At 51.2% G+C, this 19,340-nt stretch carries 14 protein-coding genes and 1 other annotated feature; of the genes, 8 read left to right on the forward strand and 6 right to left on the reverse strand.

What is annotated here, in order from left to right:
* Positions 1–102: 102 nt before the first annotated feature.
* Positions 103–2,550 (reverse strand): valine--tRNA ligase, encoded by a 2,448-nt coding sequence (locus EPA93_RS20295; RefSeq protein WP_165423278.1) that lies wholly within the window; start codon positions 2,548–2,550, stop codon positions 103–105.
* 48 nt (positions 2,551–2,598) lie between these two features.
* Positions 2,599–2,858: a binding site (T-box leader), on the reverse strand.
* A 205-nt stretch (positions 2,859–3,063) separates the two neighbouring features.
* Between EPA93_RS20295 and EPA93_RS20300 the strand changes: the two genes are divergently transcribed.
* The 6 genes from EPA93_RS20300 to EPA93_RS20325 all read left to right on the forward strand — a co-directional run bounded on the left by EPA93_RS20300 (position 3,064) and on the right by EPA93_RS20325 (position 11,811).
* A complete protein-coding gene (locus EPA93_RS20300) occupies positions 3,064–3,396 on the forward strand; it encodes a DUF2171 domain-containing protein (protein ID WP_129889266.1) in 333 nt (110 codons plus the stop codon).
* Between the two features lie 440 nt (positions 3,397–3,836).
* Positions 3,837–4,970, forward strand: a complete 1,134-nt coding sequence (locus EPA93_RS20305) for a sigma-70 family RNA polymerase sigma factor (protein ID WP_129889267.1) — start codon at positions 3,837–3,839, stop codon at positions 4,968–4,970.
* 241 nt (positions 4,971–5,211) lie between these two features.
* Positions 5,212–6,972, forward strand: a complete 1,761-nt coding sequence (locus tag EPA93_RS20310; RefSeq protein WP_129889268.1) for an ArnT family glycosyltransferase — start codon at positions 5,212–5,214, stop codon at positions 6,970–6,972.
* 48 nt (positions 6,973–7,020) lie between these two features.
* Entirely contained in the window at positions 7,021–8,964 is a 1,944-nt protein-coding gene (locus EPA93_RS20315; RefSeq protein WP_129889269.1) for a glycosyltransferase family protein, read from the forward strand.
* Positions 8,965–8,967: 3 nt separating this feature from the next.
* The gene (locus EPA93_RS20320) at positions 8,968–10,110 is read left to right on the forward strand and encodes a mannosyltransferase family protein (RefSeq protein WP_129889270.1); all 1,143 of its coding nucleotides are present in this window, start codon (positions 8,968–8,970) and stop codon (positions 10,108–10,110) included.
* Positions 10,111–10,116: 6 nt separating this feature from the next.
* Entirely contained in the window at positions 10,117–11,811 is a 1,695-nt protein-coding gene (locus tag EPA93_RS20325) for an MptA/MptB family glycosyltransferase (RefSeq protein ID WP_129889271.1), read from the forward strand.
* Here the strand turns inward: EPA93_RS20325 and EPA93_RS20330 are convergent.
* Entirely contained in the window at positions 11,736–13,172 is a 1,437-nt protein-coding gene (locus EPA93_RS20330; protein WP_129889272.1) for a glycosyltransferase 87 family protein, read from the reverse strand. The two genes, EPA93_RS20325 and EPA93_RS20330, sit on opposite strands and share 76 nt — an antisense overlap.
* Before the next feature lie 411 nt (positions 13,173–13,583).
* Between EPA93_RS20330 and EPA93_RS20335 the strand changes: the two genes are divergently transcribed.
* Together EPA93_RS20335 and EPA93_RS20340 are read left to right on the forward strand one after the other, a co-directional pair.
* Positions 13,584–14,420 carry a serine/threonine protein kinase gene (locus EPA93_RS20335; RefSeq protein ID WP_129889273.1) on the forward strand — a complete coding sequence of 279 codons (837 nt, stop codon included), beginning with the start codon at positions 13,584–13,586 and terminating at the stop codon, positions 14,418–14,420.
* Positions 14,417–15,508, forward strand: coding sequence for an FHA domain-containing protein (locus tag EPA93_RS20340; protein WP_129889274.1), 1,092 nt, complete (start codon positions 14,417–14,419; stop codon positions 15,506–15,508). Before EPA93_RS20335 ends, EPA93_RS20340 begins: the two co-directional genes overlap by 4 nt.
* A gap of 76 nt (positions 15,509–15,584) precedes the next feature.
* Here the strand turns inward: EPA93_RS20340 and EPA93_RS20345 are convergent, their stop codons facing one another.
* The 4 genes from EPA93_RS20345 to EPA93_RS20360 all read right to left on the reverse strand — a co-directional run bounded on the left by EPA93_RS20345 (position 15,585) and on the right by EPA93_RS20360 (position 19,317).
* Complete coding sequence (locus EPA93_RS20345; protein ID WP_129889275.1) at positions 15,585–16,415, reverse strand: M55 family metallopeptidase; 831 nt, start codon at positions 16,413–16,415, stop codon at positions 15,585–15,587.
* A 139-nt stretch (positions 16,416–16,554) separates the two neighbouring features.
* Entirely contained in the window at positions 16,555–17,835 is a 1,281-nt protein-coding gene (gene galK, locus EPA93_RS20350; RefSeq protein WP_129889276.1) for a galactokinase, read from the reverse strand.
* A 2-nt stretch (positions 17,836–17,837) separates the two neighbouring features.
* Complete coding sequence (gene galT / locus EPA93_RS20355; RefSeq protein WP_129889277.1) at positions 17,838–18,752, reverse strand: galactose-1-phosphate uridylyltransferase; 915 nt, start codon at positions 18,750–18,752, stop codon at positions 17,838–17,840.
* 13 nt (positions 18,753–18,765) lie between these two features.
* Positions 18,766–19,317 (reverse strand): hypothetical protein, encoded by a 552-nt coding sequence (locus EPA93_RS20360; RefSeq protein WP_129889278.1) that lies wholly within the window; start codon positions 19,315–19,317, stop codon positions 18,766–18,768.
* Between the last annotated feature and the right edge of the window lie 23 nt (positions 19,318–19,340).

Below are 19,340 nucleotides of genomic sequence, written 5' to 3' on the forward strand. Positions count from 1 at the left end.
CGGCGATTCTCAGGATCGCCGTAACATCCTCTCTATTGCTTATAGAGAGCTGTGAGGCCGAGATTGCCCTGCTCCGTGCTTTATAACTCAAGACTTCATGCTTTAGCCCAATTTGAGTACAAGCCTCTCTTGCGCCTGCTCATCCAACACGCCTACATGCTCACCATCATCAAAAACTATAGTTCGGGCACGCGTCGCGCTTCTGATATCTAGCCTGGCTGCGCTCAAGGCTGTCAGCAAGGCCGAAGATGCCTCGATATGCAAGCAATCAAGCTCAGCTCCAACGGAAAGGCCTCTATCAGCCTTATAACGCCGAACCTTACGCAGTAGCTCTAGCAACGCATTACCGACTTCTTCGGCCTGCAGATCCACCCACTCAGGATGCTCCGTAGGCCACGCCGAAACATGAATGGAGCGGGCGCCATCCCAGCGGGACAAGAATTGCTGATAGATCTCATCAGTAACATATGGCAGATAAGGGGCCAATAGCTTCAGAGCAGTCAGCAAGGCATGATAAAGCGTCCACTGTGCCGCCGCGCGGGCCGGGCCTGGCTCGCCATATAAGCGCATTTTCGTCAGTTCCAGATAGTTATCGCACAGATCGGACCAGAAGAAATGCTCAACCTCCGCGCGCTGTGCGGCATACTCACCCTTTTCCAGTTGCTGAGTGGCATAAGCAATAACGCGCCCAAGGCGAGAAAGGAGCCAGCGATCAGCAGGCAACAGCGTTGCAGGAATAGCCGAAGCTCCGGCGAAATCCTCAAGGCGGCCCTCAGCAAAACGACTTGCGTTCCACAACTTGTTAACCAGCCGACGCCCGGCCGCAACAGTCTCCATATTCAAAAACGTGTCAGTTCCAACCTTGACCGAGGTAGCCCAATAGCGCAACGCATCGGCCGATTCGCGTTCTAGCAACTCTGCGGGGCTCGGCTCCTTATGCTGTTTCGATTTAGAGATCTTGCTGCGCGAGGCAGATAGGGCATGCCCAGAGATCATGATTTCTTTCCAGGGTATCTCGCCGGTATGATAAAGCGACTTTACAATCGTGTAAAATGCCCACGTACGGATAATATCATGGGCCTGAGGCCGCAAATCGGTAGGAAAGATTTGGGCAAACCAGGCGGGATCATCTATCCAGCGCCCAATCAGGAATGGAGAACAGGAAGAAGTCGCCCAGGTATCCATAACATCAAGCTCTGGCGCAAAATCGGTCGAGCCACAGGAACAAGGGCGAGCTGGTTCCGTCGTACGCGGATCGATGGGCAACTGCTCAAGATCGGCAAGAAGCAGTTCTCCACAGGCCCTACATCTCCAGGCCGGGAACGGGACGCCAAGATAACGTTGCCGTGAAATGCACCAATCCCACTGTAGATTCTCAACCCAATGCTCATAACGACTACGCATATACTCCGGATTCCAACGGATTTTTCGTCCCGCTGCGAGGAAGCGCTCCTTTTGATCAAGGACGCGGATAAACCATTGCCTGGTATGCAAGTACTCGACAGGCGTGCCACAGCGCTCATGAATCCCAACATTATGCTCTATGGTCTCCTGACCCAGCAGCAAGTTCTGACTGGCTAACGCGCTTAGAATTCGCTTGCGCGCCTCAGCAACCTTCAAACCGGCGCAAGGGCCAGCCAGCTCGGTCATGCGCCCATCGCGTCCAATAGCAGCGCGTAAGGGTAGGTGATGAGCACGCCACCAGCGGATATCTGTAGAATCCCCAAAGGTACAGCACATAACCGCACCGCTACCTTTGCCTGGATCGGCCATCTCGTCGGCAAGAATCGGAACCTCTATGCGTTCCTGCTCCGCAAATGCCGCGCTTTCGATGGTGGCCATCGAGCCGATCAAATGGCGGTATCTCTCGTCGGCAGGGTGAACAAAGATTGCAACGCAAGCCGGCAAGAGCTCAGGTCGTGTAGTGGCGATCGGTAGAACATCCCCGTTTGCCAGGCGAAAAGCCAGCGTTGAGAAGAGTGTTGGTAGCAATGCATCATCAACATCGGCCTGAGCAATAGCAGTCCGGCATTCCGGACACCACAACGTTGGGGCGGGTTGAGCATAGACACGCCCGGCGCGGTAGAGCTGAATAAAAGACCACTGGGAAATGCGCTGAGCCTGAGGCGAGATCGTCGAATAGCGATAGCGCCAATCGACACTCAATCCCAGGCGCCTCCATAAGGCCTCAAAATCATCCTCAGTCCGCTCGCTCAAGACTCGACACTGCGCAATAAACGCCTGCGGGTCCATCTCTGTAGCCTTACGGCGCAACGTTTCTTCTGCAAAACGTTCGGTTGGCAGACCATTGTCATCAAAGCCCATGGGATAAAAAACCTGCTTGCCGCGCATACGTTGAAAGCGCGCGATAACATCAGTCTGAGTATAAGAGAAGCAATGGCCGATATGCAAAGCGCCAGAAACAGTAGGAGGAGGCGTATCGATGACAAAAGTCGGCCCGTGAGGCTCAAAGGCATACAGACCGGCTTCACGCCAAAAACTGGCAAGACGAGGCTCGGCCTCGCGAAAATTGTAACGGTCGGGCAGCATATGATGGTACTCCTTCTTTGAAGATAGCATGAAAAAACGCTGCCACCTCACAAGGACGAGGGCAGCGCAACTCGTGGTACCACCTTGGTTTAATAGTCGACTCGCCCAACCCAAACGGAGCCAACTATCCTCTACATGACAGCGCTAACGGGCCTTCCCGGAACGCCCTAATGCTATCAGACAGATAGTTTCAAGCGTTCGACTCATGAGCCACGTTCAAGGGGCAACTCTGGGGGAGGCTCGCACCCGATGGCCTCCGTTCTCTGACAGAGCGCGTTACCTTTACTCCGCTCATTCAAAGTCTTTTTAGGTATTCCGAACAACAGTAGCAATATCTACAGTATACAAAGTATATTTATTTCAAGATAGATTGTCAAGCCGAGACTTTTTATAGAGTTTACTCTTCTTCAGACCACCCCACCTCAGAGGTAGTACGCAAACAGCTGAAACTTTTCTTCAGAGCAGGACGTAACAGCGAGTAGACAGCATAATTACTACATAAGGGAGAGTTATATGCCTCAGTGGGGTCCAAAAGACGTAAGAAAGCATATGCACGTCTATTCAGCAGATAATCAAGATATCGGGCATGTTGCCGAAGTCTATGAAGACTCTTTTATGCTTCATAAAGGACTTCTCTTCTCTAAAGACCGCTATTTACCCTACAGCGCAATTACCAACCTCAGGGAAGATCGTTTGCAACTTAGCATGAGTGCAGATGAGGTAAAGGAGAAGATGTGGGAGAAGAGGCCTGACTATGAGCATCATCTTGGGGACCCGCTCCAACTTTTCTATGATCGCGAGCATGGAGTACACGATCCATTTGACGAAACCAGGCCAGGGGATTGACAGAGCCACATAAAAGCCTGCTCGCTCAAGGCTAGTCCGAGTTGCAAAAGTCAGACAAGATCTGTAGTCAGCATAATTTAAATCTTCTGACTCAAGCATATACACAGAGACATAAATAAATACAATATTAGTAACATTCAACTAAGTTATGCAAACTTTTTTATTAGGTATGGGTAGCGCGTCGTTCAAGAGTGCAATAATAATCTGGAGCCCAGACACGAAAACTCCAATATAAGGTTAGAACCTGACCTTATCTAGGGTAATTACCCGATGTGATGGCCACGTCCATTCATTTAAAATAGAGGCAAAGATACACAGAGAAGAATGGACACGTACATATCGGCACAAACGTGCTAATCCGCCTGTGAGTGCTGACCACGAGGCCATACGGAGTCCGACGCTGATTTTGTCGGTAAGTTTCCTGAAGGGAGCGTGGAATCATGGCTATTTTTAATCCTGTCAGTGACGAGCGCAGGACCATGTTGACCACAAATGCTAAAACAACGGATAGGTTCTCGACTGGCGCTGTATCTGATGTCGACCCGGATTTAAATCGTCACTCACGTGCTAAAGGCAAATCATCATCCTCAACTCAAACTATGCTCGATTTAGATCCAATGCAGGTAGACGAGTCGGCATCGCTTATAAGCGAACTCGATGAAGAGGAAGACGACGGCGACATAGAAGAGTTAGAAGGAGAGGCACCTACCCGTACACGGCGGGCTGGCGTTGCTAATACAAAAGCTGCAGGTACTGAAGATGCTTTTCAGAGCTACTTGCGCGATATCCGCAGTCTCGGTCTTCTAACCCACGCTGAAGAAATTGATCTGGCCCAACGAGCTGCCGCCGGCGAGGAGTGGGCGCGCCGCAAGTTAATCGAATCAAATTTGCGCCTGGTAATTGCTATTGCACGCCGCTACACCAGCACAGGGGTACCGCTTATCGATCTCATTCAAGAAGGTAACCTGGGCCTGATGAGGGCTGCGGAAAAGTTCGATTATCAACGCGGTTGCCATTTTGGCACTTATGCCACCTGGTGGATACGCCAGGCTGTCAGCCGGGCTGCCGGCGAACAGTCTCGCTTGATCCATTTACCAGAGCACGTGGCCACGCGCCTGCGCAAAGTGCGCCGTATAGCCGCCCAACTCTCACAAGAAAATGGACTCGATCCATTGCCCGAACAAATAGCAGAAGCTTGCAACATAGATGTAAACGAAGTCATTGATCTTTTGGGCGTCATCGAACAGCCGGTTTCCCTCGATGCCCCTGTCGATGACGAAGCGCGCTATTCTCTGGCTGATACTCTTGAGGATAGCACAACACCTGCTCCTTCCGAAACAGCCTCTCAGCACTTGCTGGGCGAAGAGCTACACCGGGCTTTAGCATTACTTACCCCACGAGAGCGTGCGGTGGTGACCTTACGCTACGGGATAGGCGACGGACGCAGCCGAACGCTGCTGGAAGTTGGCAAGGAATTGGGCATTTCACGCGAGCGCGTTCGCCAGCTAGAGGTTGTAGCGCTTATGAAATTGCGCGGCCTCAGCAATAGCGTTGCGCTACGCGAGTGCGTCTAAGCATTTATCCAGGACTTATCAGGGCATCTCGTTCGATGCCCTTTCTTATTTTTCACGCATACCACCTGTGAGTATTGCTTTCATGTGCTGGCTTTACAGATAATAGCATTCCCAGTACTACGCTCCTCGACGCTCTTTCCAGCAGTATGCTATACTAGTCAGCGGCTATTCCAGCTACCTTTTTCTCTAGCTTAACAAAAGAAATGCCCTATATATTCACTATTACCGGGGAATAATTATCATGAATACGAGGACTGATATCTCAACACGCTCTGCTAAAACTTCTCAGCGAAAAGCGCCTACCCATCAATTAGCTTCTTCTCAGCGCCTGGTAATCCTCGACGCCGCTATCATTATAGGTCTGTTACTGGCCGCCCTTATCCCACGTATTATTCTTGCTCTCCAACTCGATATGGTCACCGACGAAGTTGTCTACATTCTAGGAGGCAAAATCTATTTACCGCTCGTCGCCCATATGAACATTGGAGCAAGTGGCTGGAGTTATAATTATGAGCATCCGCCATTTGTCAAACTCCTGATCGGACTTGTCCTCGCCCTCAACTCTTCCCTCGGCCACCCTCTGGGAGAACTCCTTGCCGGGCGCATCCCCAGCATTATTTTTGGGACATTGCTCGTCCTTGCCGTCTATTGGCTTGGCCGTTCTCCCTTTGGTCGCATTATCGCTTTGGGGGCAGCCCTCTGCCTGGCTTTCAGTCCCTGGCTAGCCTATTTTAGCGCGCTTGCCTATCTCGACATGACGATGACGGCCCTTATCACGATAGCTTTTCTCCTGGTCTGGCACGCCATAAAGCGACCATGGCTCTATTTACTTGTTGCTCTGTTAGTTGGTCTGGGGGCTGCCAGCAAGTACACTGCCGTTCTGATCATACCTGGCATGGCCTTATTTACTATTTACTATTTCCTGGGAATCTGGCCACGCCTACCACGCGAGCAGAGAGCCCCTATTCCCTGGCTCTGGTGGTTAGGAGCCATTGTACTGGCGCCACTTATTTTTCTGGCCGTCGATCCTGCTATCTGGCCCGGACCAGTCAAGCTGTTAATCCACAGCTTCGAGTTCGAATGGAAGCATTCCTACAATGGCCACCTCACGTTTATCGCCGGGCAATACAATATGCATGTACCGCACTGGTCTATTCTCTATATTCTTGCCGCCAAGATCAGCGCTTTTGTAACTATTCCAGCGGCGCTCTTTGTCATCTTTGCGCTGATCCAGCAGGTACGCTTTCAGCTGCATCCTTCCGCCGCAAACGCGGCAGAAGCTGCCAGCACTTCATTTCTATTGATCTGGCTCCTGGCCACCCTGGGATTGTTTAGCCTACTCAACATAGTTGTGGGTACACACTATCACTTACCCCTGGCAGCTCCCGTCGCGCTAGCCGGAGCCTCGGGGCTGGCCACGATCTTACGCTATCGGCGTGGGACTGGTTTTCTATTTCGGCAGCCCCGGCAAACTGAAGATGAAGAGGCGCCGGCATCTCTACCGGCCCGCAGACCGGCGCTCAATCTATGGGGAACAGCCGCCGCTCTTCTGCTCATCGCCGCCGTGGCTATTCCGCATCTTGTAGGTTTAACCACCGTGTACGCTGCTGAGGGCTATACAAGTGAGCTCTTCCACGGAGAAAACACTGTCTTACAGGTAGCCTATCCTGGCTATCGCGAAGCCCTAAAATGGCTGGCCGCGCATACGAATAAACCGCTTCGCGTTGGACTTGTGGCTGTTCCCGGCACATTAAATGGCGGAAGCGACGGCATATCATGGTATGGCTTTAACCAGGATCTTACAGGGAGGTTTAAGTTGACAGAGGCTCACCCTACCGATTACAATTTTCCGTACGATTATCTTATCTGGCCAATGCATCTAGTGCAAAGAGGCTATGCCATCCCCGAGCCATGGCGGTCTCACATCGTCTATACAGTCACAGGTGGGAATACAACTTACTGCTATATCCTGGCACGCGTTCCTGCTACCCAGATACCATAACAATAGCTAATTGGGGTTGGAAAATCCTGCCTCCTGAAAGGATATTTGGTGAGTACTGAATACGCTGGGGATTCTGTGCCCCTCTCAGCGTCCAAGAAGCAAAAGACACCTACAAAGAATTATAGTACAGTAACAGACCAGCCATTACAGAGGCGGCGTTGGGGCTGGTGGGATGCCGTCTACCTGCTCCTCCTTGTGGCATTAGTCATTGCCATGGTCTGGCGCTATACTCCCCAGGTCACCAGCGAGGTAGCTGGAGAGTGGTGGGACCCGCTCCTTAACATATGGACGCTGGCCTGGAATACTACAACCTTACTTCATAATCCGGCGCATCTATGGCAGGCCCAGCTTCTCTATCCCAATCCGCTTACCCTATCTTACTCTGAGAATCTGCTAGGGGAGACGATCTTTTTTGCCCCTATCTTCCTACTCACCCATAATCCAGTTCTATCTTATAACCTGGTATTCTATTTCACTTTCATACTATGTGGCACTAACATGTATATTCTGGCCCGCCACTATACAGGCAGCCCACTTGCTGCTTTTGTGGCAGGCTTGATCTTTGCCTTCTCTCCCTACCGGATCGGCCAGATAGACCATATCCACATCGTTGCCGGGGAATGGATGCCTCTAGCCTTGCTCTACTTTGCGCGCGCACTTAGCCACAATCGTTGGCGCTACTGGAGCTTGTTTGCACTTTGTTATCTATTACAGCTACTCAGCAGCATTTACTATGGTATCTTTTTAACGTATACCCTCCTTGCCTATCTACTCATTCGCTATACCTGGCCATTTATTGGACAATGGCGCCAACAAGGAAAAGCTTATCTTAGCGCACTCTTACGCGCCGCGCTCAAGCCCCTTGTCGTCTGTAGCGTTATGCTTATCTTACTGGCAGTCCTGCTCGCTCCGTATCTATTATCGCTCAGCAGTGGCCTATCGCGCTCCCTAGAGCAAGCCGCTACATTCTCAGCGTATATCCGCGACTTTACCTTTACGGCTCCTTTTAACTGGCTCTATGGCTTAAAAACATATAATGGTGTTACCTTGCCCTATGACAGCGAGCACTATCTCTTTCCCGGCTGGGCTGCACTGCTTCTTACCCTATGCGGGGCCTTCCTTGTACTCCGTAAACGCCTGCCAGCTATGCGGGCATATGTATGGGTAGGTTTAATTATCCTGCTCTTCTCCCTTGGCCCCTTTTTGCAGTTCTCTACACCCAGTGGAGCTCCCTATGATCCTCAGCCGCATATGGCGGCCACTATCGCCGCGCCTGGCTGGCCTATGCCCTGGACGCTGGCCTATTACATCTTGCCAGGCTTTAAAGGGTTACGTGTCCCAGCGCGCCTGATGGGAGTCCTATTGATCATTATGGCGCTGCTGGCAGCCTATGTTATTGCCTATCTAGAGAGCTTCCTATCCAGAAAAATATCTAGCCAGGCCGATGAAGCAAATAAGCAAGTTGAGCTGACAAAGAAAACCGGTCCCTCCTATCAGCTTTGGAAAAAGCTAGCTATCTATAGCTTATTGTGCTGTATTCCACTAGCAATCATCCTGGAAGGAAGCCCGGCCTATTTACCAGTTACGCACGTTCCCAGCGGGGATCAGATACCCGCCGTCTATCAATGGCTTGCTACACACGCCGATGAGCAGCCTCTCGTAGAGCTACCTATGGCTTACCAGGATGAGGGTTTTACCTCAAAGGACGAAGCCTGGTACGATTACTACGCAATTTACCACTCTCACCCTATTATGAATGGTTGGAGTGGCTATCGGCCTCCTTTAACCGTTCATATAGCAGGACAACTAATTGATTTTCCATCGTCAACTAGCTTGAATATATTACGAAAGTATCAGGTTCACTATGTTATATTGCATCTTCAACTATACCAACCTCATGAGGCCAAAGCCTTACTCACACGGGTGCAGGCGAGTAAGGACTTACAGCTCATGGCAACTTTCGGCAAAGACTCGATCTGGAAGGTGAGATAGACGATGAAACGTCCCCCAATTCGTGAAATTGTATGGTTGTTCATCCTTACACGCCTTCTTTTAATGCTGGTCACATACTTTAGCTATGTCTTACTAACTGCACCTAAATATTCTAGTACTACTGTCGATTCGCTAGCGCTCTTCACATCCTGGAACCACTGGGATGCTGAAAACTATGTGCGCATCGCTCAGTTTGGCTATCGAGACAAACTGGATCTAGCTTTTTTTCCTCTTTTTCCTCTTCTCATGTCAGCTATAGGGCATATTCTGGGCAGTTGGAGCTACCTTCTGGTAGGAACGCTGATCAGCAATCTGGCTTTGCTGGGAGCTATGTTCGTGATCTACCAGCTCGCTGCCGATAGCGGCGGCGATAAAGTCGCCAGCCGAACTTTGTTATATCTCTGCATCTTTCCTACTGCCTTCTTTTTCTTTGCTGCTTATAATGAGTCGCTTTTCCTCTTTTTTGTTGTAAGCTTTTTCCTGGCGTTGCGTCGACAACGCTGGTGGTTAGCTGGTGTTCTCGGTTTCCTGGCAGCCTTAACGCGTAACGCCGGTGCTTTGCTGGCTGCTCCATATCTCTATGAGCTCTGGCTGGCCCGCGAAAGCATTCTATCGACGCGGCGCAAGACCATTCTCGGCCTGCTACCTATTGCGCTTATACCGCTGGGTACGCTTTTGTATTGCCTCTATTGCTGGCAGTACAGCGGCGATCCTCTGGCTTTCTCGACTGTGCAGTCGCACTGGGCTCGTCACATCTCGCTACCCTGGATAGGAATCTGGCAGGCGCTCTTTGAGCTATTCTGGAATCAGCCCTTTGGCTCATTTAACCAGGCTCACATTCTTCTCGACCTCGGCGCTACTGTGAGCTTTATAGTCCTGCTCATCGCTGGACGTCATAGTTTACGCATGAGCTATACCATCTGGACGGCCTTAATGCTCCTCCTTGTGCTTCTGGCGCCAAGCACCGGGCAACACGACTCGCTGATATCCAATCAACGCTTCGTCCTGGAGCTATTTCCCTGTTTTATCACGCTAGCTCGCTTTGGCATAAAGCATCCACGCTTCCATCAAGCGCTCAAGCTCATTTTCCCGGCTTTACTAGCTACACTCAGCGCGCTGTTCGTCATGAACCGCTGGATGGTTTAAATTACGATGAAGAGTGTCAGTCCGCTCAGGGCTCAGCTTCATGTTCTACGGCCTGGAGCAGAGCATACAGCACAGCGCCCGCCAATTATGGGCGTTGTGCTATGCACAGCAATTTTTGTCTTCTGTGTACTGCTCAGTATCGCGCCGCTTAATCGTCTCGCAGGTTCTCAGCTTTTCCTTGGGCTTCCCATAACGCCAGTCCTCACAGTTATAGGAACCTGGCTTCCTGTAGATCTTGGCCTGACGACCGACGCTCATGCGTCACAGATGTCTACCCATACCATTCTGTTCTTGACGCTTGTAGCAGGCGAGTTTCTCAGCTATGCTCTGTGCCTATGGTTCATCAGTCGACAGGGACCAGACGCTAACTTTAAGCGCAGCCTGATTGTTGTACTGGCTGGCGTAATTATTGGGGGCTTAGCTCTGGTTCTCACACCAGCCCTGCTCTCGCGCGATGCCTTTGTCTATGCAGGCTACGGACGTATTGCTGCGCTCTACCATACCAGTCCATATTTTGTCACCCTTTCAGCCTATCCTCACGATCCCTTTATCCTTCTCGATGACTGGAAAGATGCCCCTGCGGCTTACGGTCCACTCTGGTTATTCATCAGCGCCTTGGGCGCACTAGTGGCCGGCGACCATCCTTTAACCTATCTCTATTTATATCGCGGACTTGGCCTCATAGGACATCTACTCAATGTGCTGCTCATCAGAGCTATTTTGCGCACACAAGGCTGTTCCCAACGCACAACCACGTTCGCTACAATTGTCTATGCCTTGAACCCGCTAGCGCTACAAGAAAGCTGCCTGGGCGGGCATAACGATATCTGCATGGTCACGCTTCTACTGCTGGGAATATTCTCCTGGGTTAGAGCAGAAAATCGCGGTAGGCAATCCTGGCACGCTTCCCTTCCCGCGCTCATCTTTTTCACCCTTGCCGCCCTTATCAAGTTTACAGGAGCTGTGCTGGTTGGCTTATTCATAGTATTATTAGTACGCAAGAGCTTCTGCGCTGGGGCCAAATTCGATCGAGGTTCGGCCTGGAAGGCAGCCTGTATCACACTCATCCGCTCAGCTTTGATCTGCAGCGCTCTGGCTTTGAGCCTGTACATTCCATTCTGGATGGGCCATACAATTCAGGAAATCATTCATAGCTTTCTTTCTCCACCATCGGCCAATGCAGCTTATGGCTCTATCCTTGCCGCCATTCGCGATGGAATGAGCCAGAGCAGCCGCAATGCCTCTCCCCTTATGCGCTTTTTCAGCCTTCACAGCACGTGGAGCGCGCTCAATATCATCGTATTGGCAGCAATCTTGCTGTTAGATATCATCTGGCTCTGGCGCCAACCTACGACGCGAACATTTATACTCGCGGCCCTTGCTGTGCTCACTGCGCTGCTTATCATCACGCCCTGGTTTTTCCCCTGGTATGTTACCTGGCTGATTGGCCTTGCTGCGGTCAGCATCCCTTATGCATATAAGTGCAGCGGACGAGCCTTAGTAAGCGCAGCACTGGCCTTTTCTGCTTCGGCCTTTGCTATTTATCTCTACTTCCACAACCTTCCCCCTATTGGGGGTTGGAGCGGGCTTGCCTGCCTGACCACGATTGGACCGCCAATTCTTGCCTATTTTTTCTGCCCCATAAGCGAGCGTCTATTTCCAGCGCTCGCTAGAGTTATCGCCGGCTTATTGCGCCCATAGTACAGGAGCAAGCAAAGAACAACGCCGAGCAAGAGGAAATTACGCACGGCAGTCGTCGGGAAGAACCAGGCAATGTAAGGTACCTTGAGTAGATTATCGGTCATGTAATAAATATAGGGATAGATAAATGTTGTCAGCAGGCTAAGCACCGTCCAGGAGATCAGCCATCTGAGATCGCTCTCACCTACATAAGCGACCAAAGGGGCCACCCAGATAAGATATTGCGGACTAAAGACCTTTCCGGTCAGCATGACTACTAACAGCGTTAGCAAGCAGGACTGAACGAGATTTATCTTGCCCCGCCATTGCAGCCAGAAAGTATAGAGCAGGCCCGCTATATTCAACACAGAGCCAAATAGCCCGATAAGCGTAGAGTAAGTACTCAAAACATTAAGTGAGCCAAAAGTATAGGCAAACTCCAAAGGATGATGTTTCACAGCACTTATCAGCCAGAGCAACGAAGCCAATAAAGACTCTACCTGAATCGGTCGGTTCCCAAAGTAGCTCAAAGGGCCCAGGGTTCCTTCAACGCTCAGTAACAGGGAAATGCCCATCACAAGAATGCACAGGCCAACAAATAGAGCCAGTGGGCGCCAGCGCTGCCACCCATACCACTTGCCTGACATTTCCATCTGTTGAGCCAGCAAGAAAGGCAGGAGCAAGACCAATGGGTAAAATTTGGTAAGTGTAGCCAGGGCGAGTAGCACAAAAGCCCAGTTCCAGCGTTTGCGTATGGCAAACAATAGAGCGCCCAACGTCAAGAGCGAAGGAACAAGATCAAAGCGCCCCAACCCTGTTGACCAGGCACCAGCAACCAGATAAATGGCAAAGGCGATAGCAGCACGCCTTGAGCGAAAGCGCAAGAGTAAAATGTAGATGCTTATGGCAAGAAGGGCCATCCAGGCCGCAAAGGCAATTTGATACCATCCTGCCGGGGCTAGCGCACCTAAAGAGAAGGGAATGAGCACAAGCAAAGGATATTCATGAGGTAAGGCGTGAAGGGCTTGCTCGGGCGCTTGGGACACAACGAAGCTTACGATAAATTCTGGTAGGTCTGCATGCTGTAAACGCTGAGCTACAGCCTGATTCGTCAAAATGGCGCTGCTGGGATGCAGAATAAAATTACATTGCCCGGAAGGGAGTTCTTTAAGCGCCTCGTTCCCTTGCCAGAAAGCCACAACGTAGCACTCGTACTTTGCCGCATCGCTAGAGTTAGTGACGAACTGCCACGAAGCCCCATAAAACAACAGCGCACACATTGCCAGGAGGACGAGGACATCAAGTCCATATTTCGCAAATTGCCTCCCCGCACCTGGCTGGCGCGGGGCTTGATCAGTTATTTCTTGCGTTTCAACATCCATACTATTTTTCGTTTACCGCCCAGTACAATTTATTCTCTCTCAAAAGATGCTTATCTATTTTTTGCATGAAGAATGCCAGATAAGACCGAGTTACATCGTCCCTGCTCTATCCGCTGCAACCAGTTTGCGGAGATAACCCGGCTATGCCCTACAAGCAATAGAGGTCACTGTAAGCATTATCCAATTGACTCACCGACCATTGTGTAGTATAGGGATACTCAAGAGGAACTGTCAATGCCAGAGAAACCGGTTAGGCCTTTGCAGCTATCCCTCGATTACAACATATGCTACAATGCATAACAATCAAAAGGTCGATCAACAAACCGCAGGGTACTTCGCAAAGGCAACAGCTTGCTGTTCCATCATCTCCGGCTTGACGCGTACATAGCCCTGTAAAAATGAGGGATAGTTATGCATACATTGGAAGAAGGTCAGAGATTTGAGCGCTATCGCATACTCCACTATCTCGGCGAAGGGATATCAGGCGAAAGTTATGAAGTTGAAGATATTGCGCTACAACGTAAGGCGACCCTTAAGCTCATCCATCCCTGGTCAACGTTAACCGACGCGGCCCGGCGCCAATTCTTCCGCCAAATGCAGGTCATTAGTCTACTCACGCATACCTATCTGACAACCATGCTCGATTATGGAGAGGTTGATGGGCAGCTCTATATAGTCCGCCAATATACTGGCTACGGCTCATTACTTGGCCCGGCTGGCCGAGCGTGGTTCAATCCACCTCTTGGAGAGGCCGAGGCTATACGCTATACCTACCAGCTAGCTCAGGCTCTCCATAAAATCCATAAATATAGATATGTACATGGCGCTCTCTCGTTATCCAACATCCTGGTAGTAAGCGCTCCCCCAGCGGAGAAAGCCAGGGCCACGGCGAGTCCATTCCTGCTGACAGACGTAGGCCTTGGCCATTTTGTACGACGCTATGGACATCCGCGCATAACACACTTACCGGCTACAGCAGCGCCAGAGCAGATGGAGCTGCGCCTTCTACCAGCCAGCGATCAATATGCGTTAGCAGCACTGCTCTATTTCTGGCTGACCGGACGGCATCTCTTTCAAGGCACATCCGAAGAAATCACGCAGGCCAAGCTCTCAGGCTCGTTTATAGCCCCAACAGAGCTCAATTCCAGCATCACGCCTGCACAAGAGGCTATTCTCAGGCGAGCATTAAGTATTGCCCCGAGGAACGCTATCCCTCCATCCTCACATTTACCGAGGAACTGGCAATGACGCTCACTAGCCGCCCCCCAACGCAAGCAAAGCCTGTTGCTGTCCCGCAGCCTCTTCCCACTACACCTGAGGCAACGCCCACAACAGCTACCTCTCCGCTCCCGAATTTACCAATAACCGAAGAGTTACCGACCACAATAGAGAGCCCTGCCGTCGAGGAAGCCACAGCAGTAGTAGAAGAGGCAATGACAATAGCGGAAAATCCGGCCGTCGAAGTGGCCCCAACAAATGCCGAGGACCCTACAGTTGAAGAGGTGCCGACAATCGCAGAAAGCCTTATCGCCGAAGGGGCTACAGCCGTTACGGATGGCCTTGCCGTCGAAGAGACTCCTACAACTGCCGTGAGCCCGGCTGCCGAAGAAGCTGCAACAGTAGCGGAAAGCCTCGGAGTCGAAGAGACTCCTACAACCGTAGAGAGTTCCGCCACCGAAGAGGCTCTAGCCGCAACGTCATCCCCTTCCGGGATTGAAGCAGGAGCAGCTACCCAGCCTTCCAAGCGAACTTTTTCTGATTTTATTCCTTTATCCTTGCCTGAGCTCAGTGTGCTTGAGCAAGCAGAGACCACAAACCGTCAGCCCCAAAACCAGCAGGAGAACACGCCTAAGTCGTCAAGCCAGGCCGAAGCAGAAGCTATTTTTGCGCTGGAGGAGAGCCAGGAACTGCCTCCCTTCGTTGCCTCCTTAACAAGTACTGAGCCCCCCAAGGAACTCATATATTTAGATAGGCAGGCAGGAACGCCCGAGACTCCATCCCAGCCAACAAAGAACCAGACGCACCCGGCTCAGGCTTACATGTATATCCAGGCCCCAGGGACAAAAGAGCCGCATCGGGTTCTTTTAGACCAGGACGAGGTAACGATAGGACGCGCCGGAGCCAGCGATATTTTGCTCGATCAGGATACCCTCACCTCACGCCACCACGCTCGCCTGAAACGCATAGATGATAAGTATGTCATTGTAGACCAGCGTAGCTTGCACGGAACGCTTCTCAATGGTGAGCAGTTGACTAGCGAAAAAGAGTATCCACTCAACGAGGGAGACCGCATTGCCATCGGTGACTACGTGCTCATCTTTCATGACAGAACATAGCAAGAACAAGCCTATCTCGGCTCTTCCATAGCCATATATGTAGGGTGAGATAGACTTGTTCCTCTTTTTGGCGCTGCTAGTGGGTATCTACCAGGGCGCGGGTCAGCGTGACAATCGTCACAAACGTACGGTAGAGATCAAGCAGGTTTTCCCCAACAACTTTCACGCTACGCGGACCAAGCCTTTCCACGCCACGAACCCAGAGCGCCATGTCAGCCATATCAGCGACTAGAAAGGTGATCTCTATGGTCACTGGCAGCTTAAACTGAGGAGCCTGCATCTTCTTGATATTCTGTACAGCCTGTTTCGCTCCAGCTTGTAACAGCTCACAGGCGACTGTAGGATGCATATTAGCCGCAGCAAAGCGCCCGATAGAATGTTTCACAACCACTTTCTCGGCCTCGGGTGCAATGAAGCGGGCCTCTTGAACCGTAGCTTCATCACCGCTTACAAAAATAATCGGTACATTGTAATGGGCAGCCACCAGCGCATTTAAGCCCGATTCGCCCACAATCTCGCCATTTATACGCACTTCCCAGATAGCGCCAGGATTATATGTGTGCGAAAGCACAGCATGCTCAGCTCCTATAGAGCCATGATAGCTTACAAAACACACACCATCAAAGCTAGCATCCAGTCCTTGCATCATATATAACGGCTTATGTCTGCCCGTAATGAGCATCGCGCGTCCTGTTAGATCCTGCGGATGAAGATTGCGCATATAGTGATGGGCATCGTTCACCACAAACTCGTTTGCCCCCGCCTCAATAGAGCCGGTAATTACCGCGTTCACCTCATTGGTCAGCAAGATTCGCCCCTGCTCATACTCAGCTTTACCCTCAATAATCTGCTCCCAGGCCACAATACCGCTGGTACCTTCGAAATCAGTTGAAAGAAATAGCTTCATTTAGCCTTGCTCCTTACTAGCCAGGCAGCCGACCTATCATGACTGAAATACATCTGCTGGCACTTCCTTTCCAATGATGCGTGCAAGGAAGGGCAGCTGGAAGATAGGCCAGCAAACCGTCAGATCGTACACTCGATTATCAAGACGGGCTATCATTGAAAAAGGCCCAACCTGGCCCACCGGCGGCGCGACAAATATCGACACTGGCCTGATAACCTGTACGAGCTTGATACTGCTGGGCCACAGCCTGGCTCAAAGTCTCAATCGCACTATTGCGAACCAGATTAATTGTACATCCCCCGAAACCACCACCCATCATACGGGCCCCCAACACACCTGGCACCTGCTGAGCGATCTCCACTAACACATCCAACTCAGTACAGCTTACCTCATACTCATCGCGCAGGCCAGCATGTCCCTGCCAGAGAAGCGGACCCACCGCTTCAACATTCCCTTGCTCTAGCAGCTCCGCTACCCGCAAAACGCGCTTGTTCTCAGCAATAATGTAGCCCGCCCGCTGTTGTAAAATAGCTGGTAAATAGGACTTGTAATGCTCAAACTGAGCCTGTGAAATATCGCGCAATGACTTGATCTCGCTAGCCTCTTTATGCGCCGGCTCATTTTGCACAATTAGCTCTCGTAGCAGCCGTGTCGCCTCTTCACACTGGCTTCGGCGCTCATTATAGGCCGAGGCCGCCAGTTCGCGTCTGACACTTGTGTCAATCACCATCAATGATAGCTCAGGGCGATCAAAGGGTAAATAGCGGTACCCTAGAGAGCGGCAATCAAGCAAGATAGCTTTTCCAGGTTTACCCAGACAGGAGGCCGCCTGGTCAAGAATCCCGGACCTTAACCCGGAGGCTCTATGTTCAGCCTGCTGGCAGAGTGCTGCAATTTGCAGAGGCGTAAAAGCTGCGCCATCAGCGCCTATAGTAAAATTTCCAGCCGAAAAGAGAGAACAGGCATAGGCTGTGGCTACTTCCAGGGCTGCGGATGAGCTCATTCCGCCACCTAGCGGAACATCACCACCAACCACGGCATCAAAGCCTTTGATGCTTACACGCGCCTGAATTAGCTCGGTTACCACCCCAAGAATATAGCGGGCCCAGCCGGGAAGCATAGCACGTTGTTGCTCAAACGACTCAGGCAAATCAGCAAGAGAAAACTGAGCATACTCGTTAAAATGTACCGACCAGAGCCGCACCACCCCATCGTTACGCACCCGACCGGCAAATGCAGCCACACGATCCACAGCTAAAGGAAGCACAAAGCCCTCATTATAATCTGTATGTTCTCCAATCAGATTAACACGTCCGGGCGCCCAGGCTCCGCCCAGCGCACCTTCATAAGCCACTGCATCATGAAAAACTACAGAAAATTTCTCGGCTGCATCCTGTACTGGTTGGGGGAATCTCGTCATCTTTACTCTTCCTCATTTCTGGCTATCGCCTGGCGTAACTCTTGCGCCTTCTGAGCTGGCAGCGAATCGTTAGTCCACATGCCCCAAACCGATTCCGATGATGCTGCATACTTGAGCTTACCTGGCGCGCGTCCGATAGCCAGAATCTCGACATGCAAATGAAAGCGCTCGTCAGCCAGTTGATGCAATCCAAGCAGATAAGGCATAGGAGCCATCGCACCATCAAATAGCGCGTTATAGCCACGAATCACCCGCAATAATAGCTCAGCCAGATCACGTAGCTCGGCATCGCGTGCCTGTGCAAGATTGGCTATATGGCGACGAGTATAGAGATGCGTCTCATAGGGATAACGCACATAGGGAGGCAAAAATACTTGCCACGTTGCATTGGCAGCTACCTGATACTCGCTCTCGTCAAGCTCATGGCGTACAGTACAAAAAGGGCAACCCTGCCCGGCTTTATCGCTCTCCACCACAGTTTCCAGCTCGCGCTCAAGCGTAGGCGGTAGCACAGATAAGCCAAATGCCTGACCATGAGGATGATGCTGCGTTTGTCCTATCGCATCCCCGCTATTCTCAAAAATCATCACGGCAGGATAGCGCTGGATCAGATCGCTATAAAGATCGCGCCATAATCTCGTCACAGCATAAATCTCGTCCACTGTAAGCTGAGTGAACGTACGGTTATGATCGCGATTATAAATGACAACATAAGCCTCGCCCACCGGAGGAAGCAAAGGGGGAAAATCATTTGGATGAAGCCAGACTTGCGTATCCGGACCCACCCGTCCTTGCGTGATATCTGCGCAAAAAGGGCATTCGGTCGTCCCCTCCCGGCGGCTCATACGATGAGGGGCGTTGACCAGGTATTGCCGCAAAATAGGATTCCAGACTAAAGGAGTTGTATGCTGTTCCATTGTATTTCCTACTTTAGAGATGATGATGGGGCGCCTGATTCCCCAGCAGGACGCAGCGGCCCTCGCGCGCTAATGAGGCCAACAATTCACCCTTATCAATCCCCTCACTCGCTTCACTTTCGCTAAATAGCCACTCGTTCCAGGTAGACCTATCTGTAAAGAGCGCCCAGGCCACAGGGGCAACCTGCATTTTCGCCACCTGCATAAGCTTGAAGGCATGTTCATACCCGGGCTCCAACTGGGCAATAGGTGGCAAATCCTTACCTGCGAGAGCTTCAAACGTACGAATCGTGCAGACTTCGCCCCGCACTACTTCGCACAAACAGCCAAGCGTCAAGATCTCCTGCGCACTATCCCCTTCCTCCAAAGTATCCCATACGCCCACCATAAGCACACAATGTTCAGGTAAATGGCGCAGAAACGCATTGATGGGCTCTTTCTTCCAGCCATACCAGATATAGGTATCATCATGCTGCTCAAGGCGTAGAGCGGCATCTAACAATGGGCGCGCCGCGCTCCATAATGGCGAATCAGCATCTATTACTGATAATTCCTCTGCTAACACACATGACTCTCCTGAGAAATTTT

The organism is Ktedonosporobacter rubrisoli (genome assembly GCF_004208415.1).
Lineage (GTDB): Bacteria > Chloroflexota > Ktedonobacteria > Ktedonobacterales > Ktedonobacteraceae > Ktedonosporobacter > Ktedonosporobacter rubrisoli.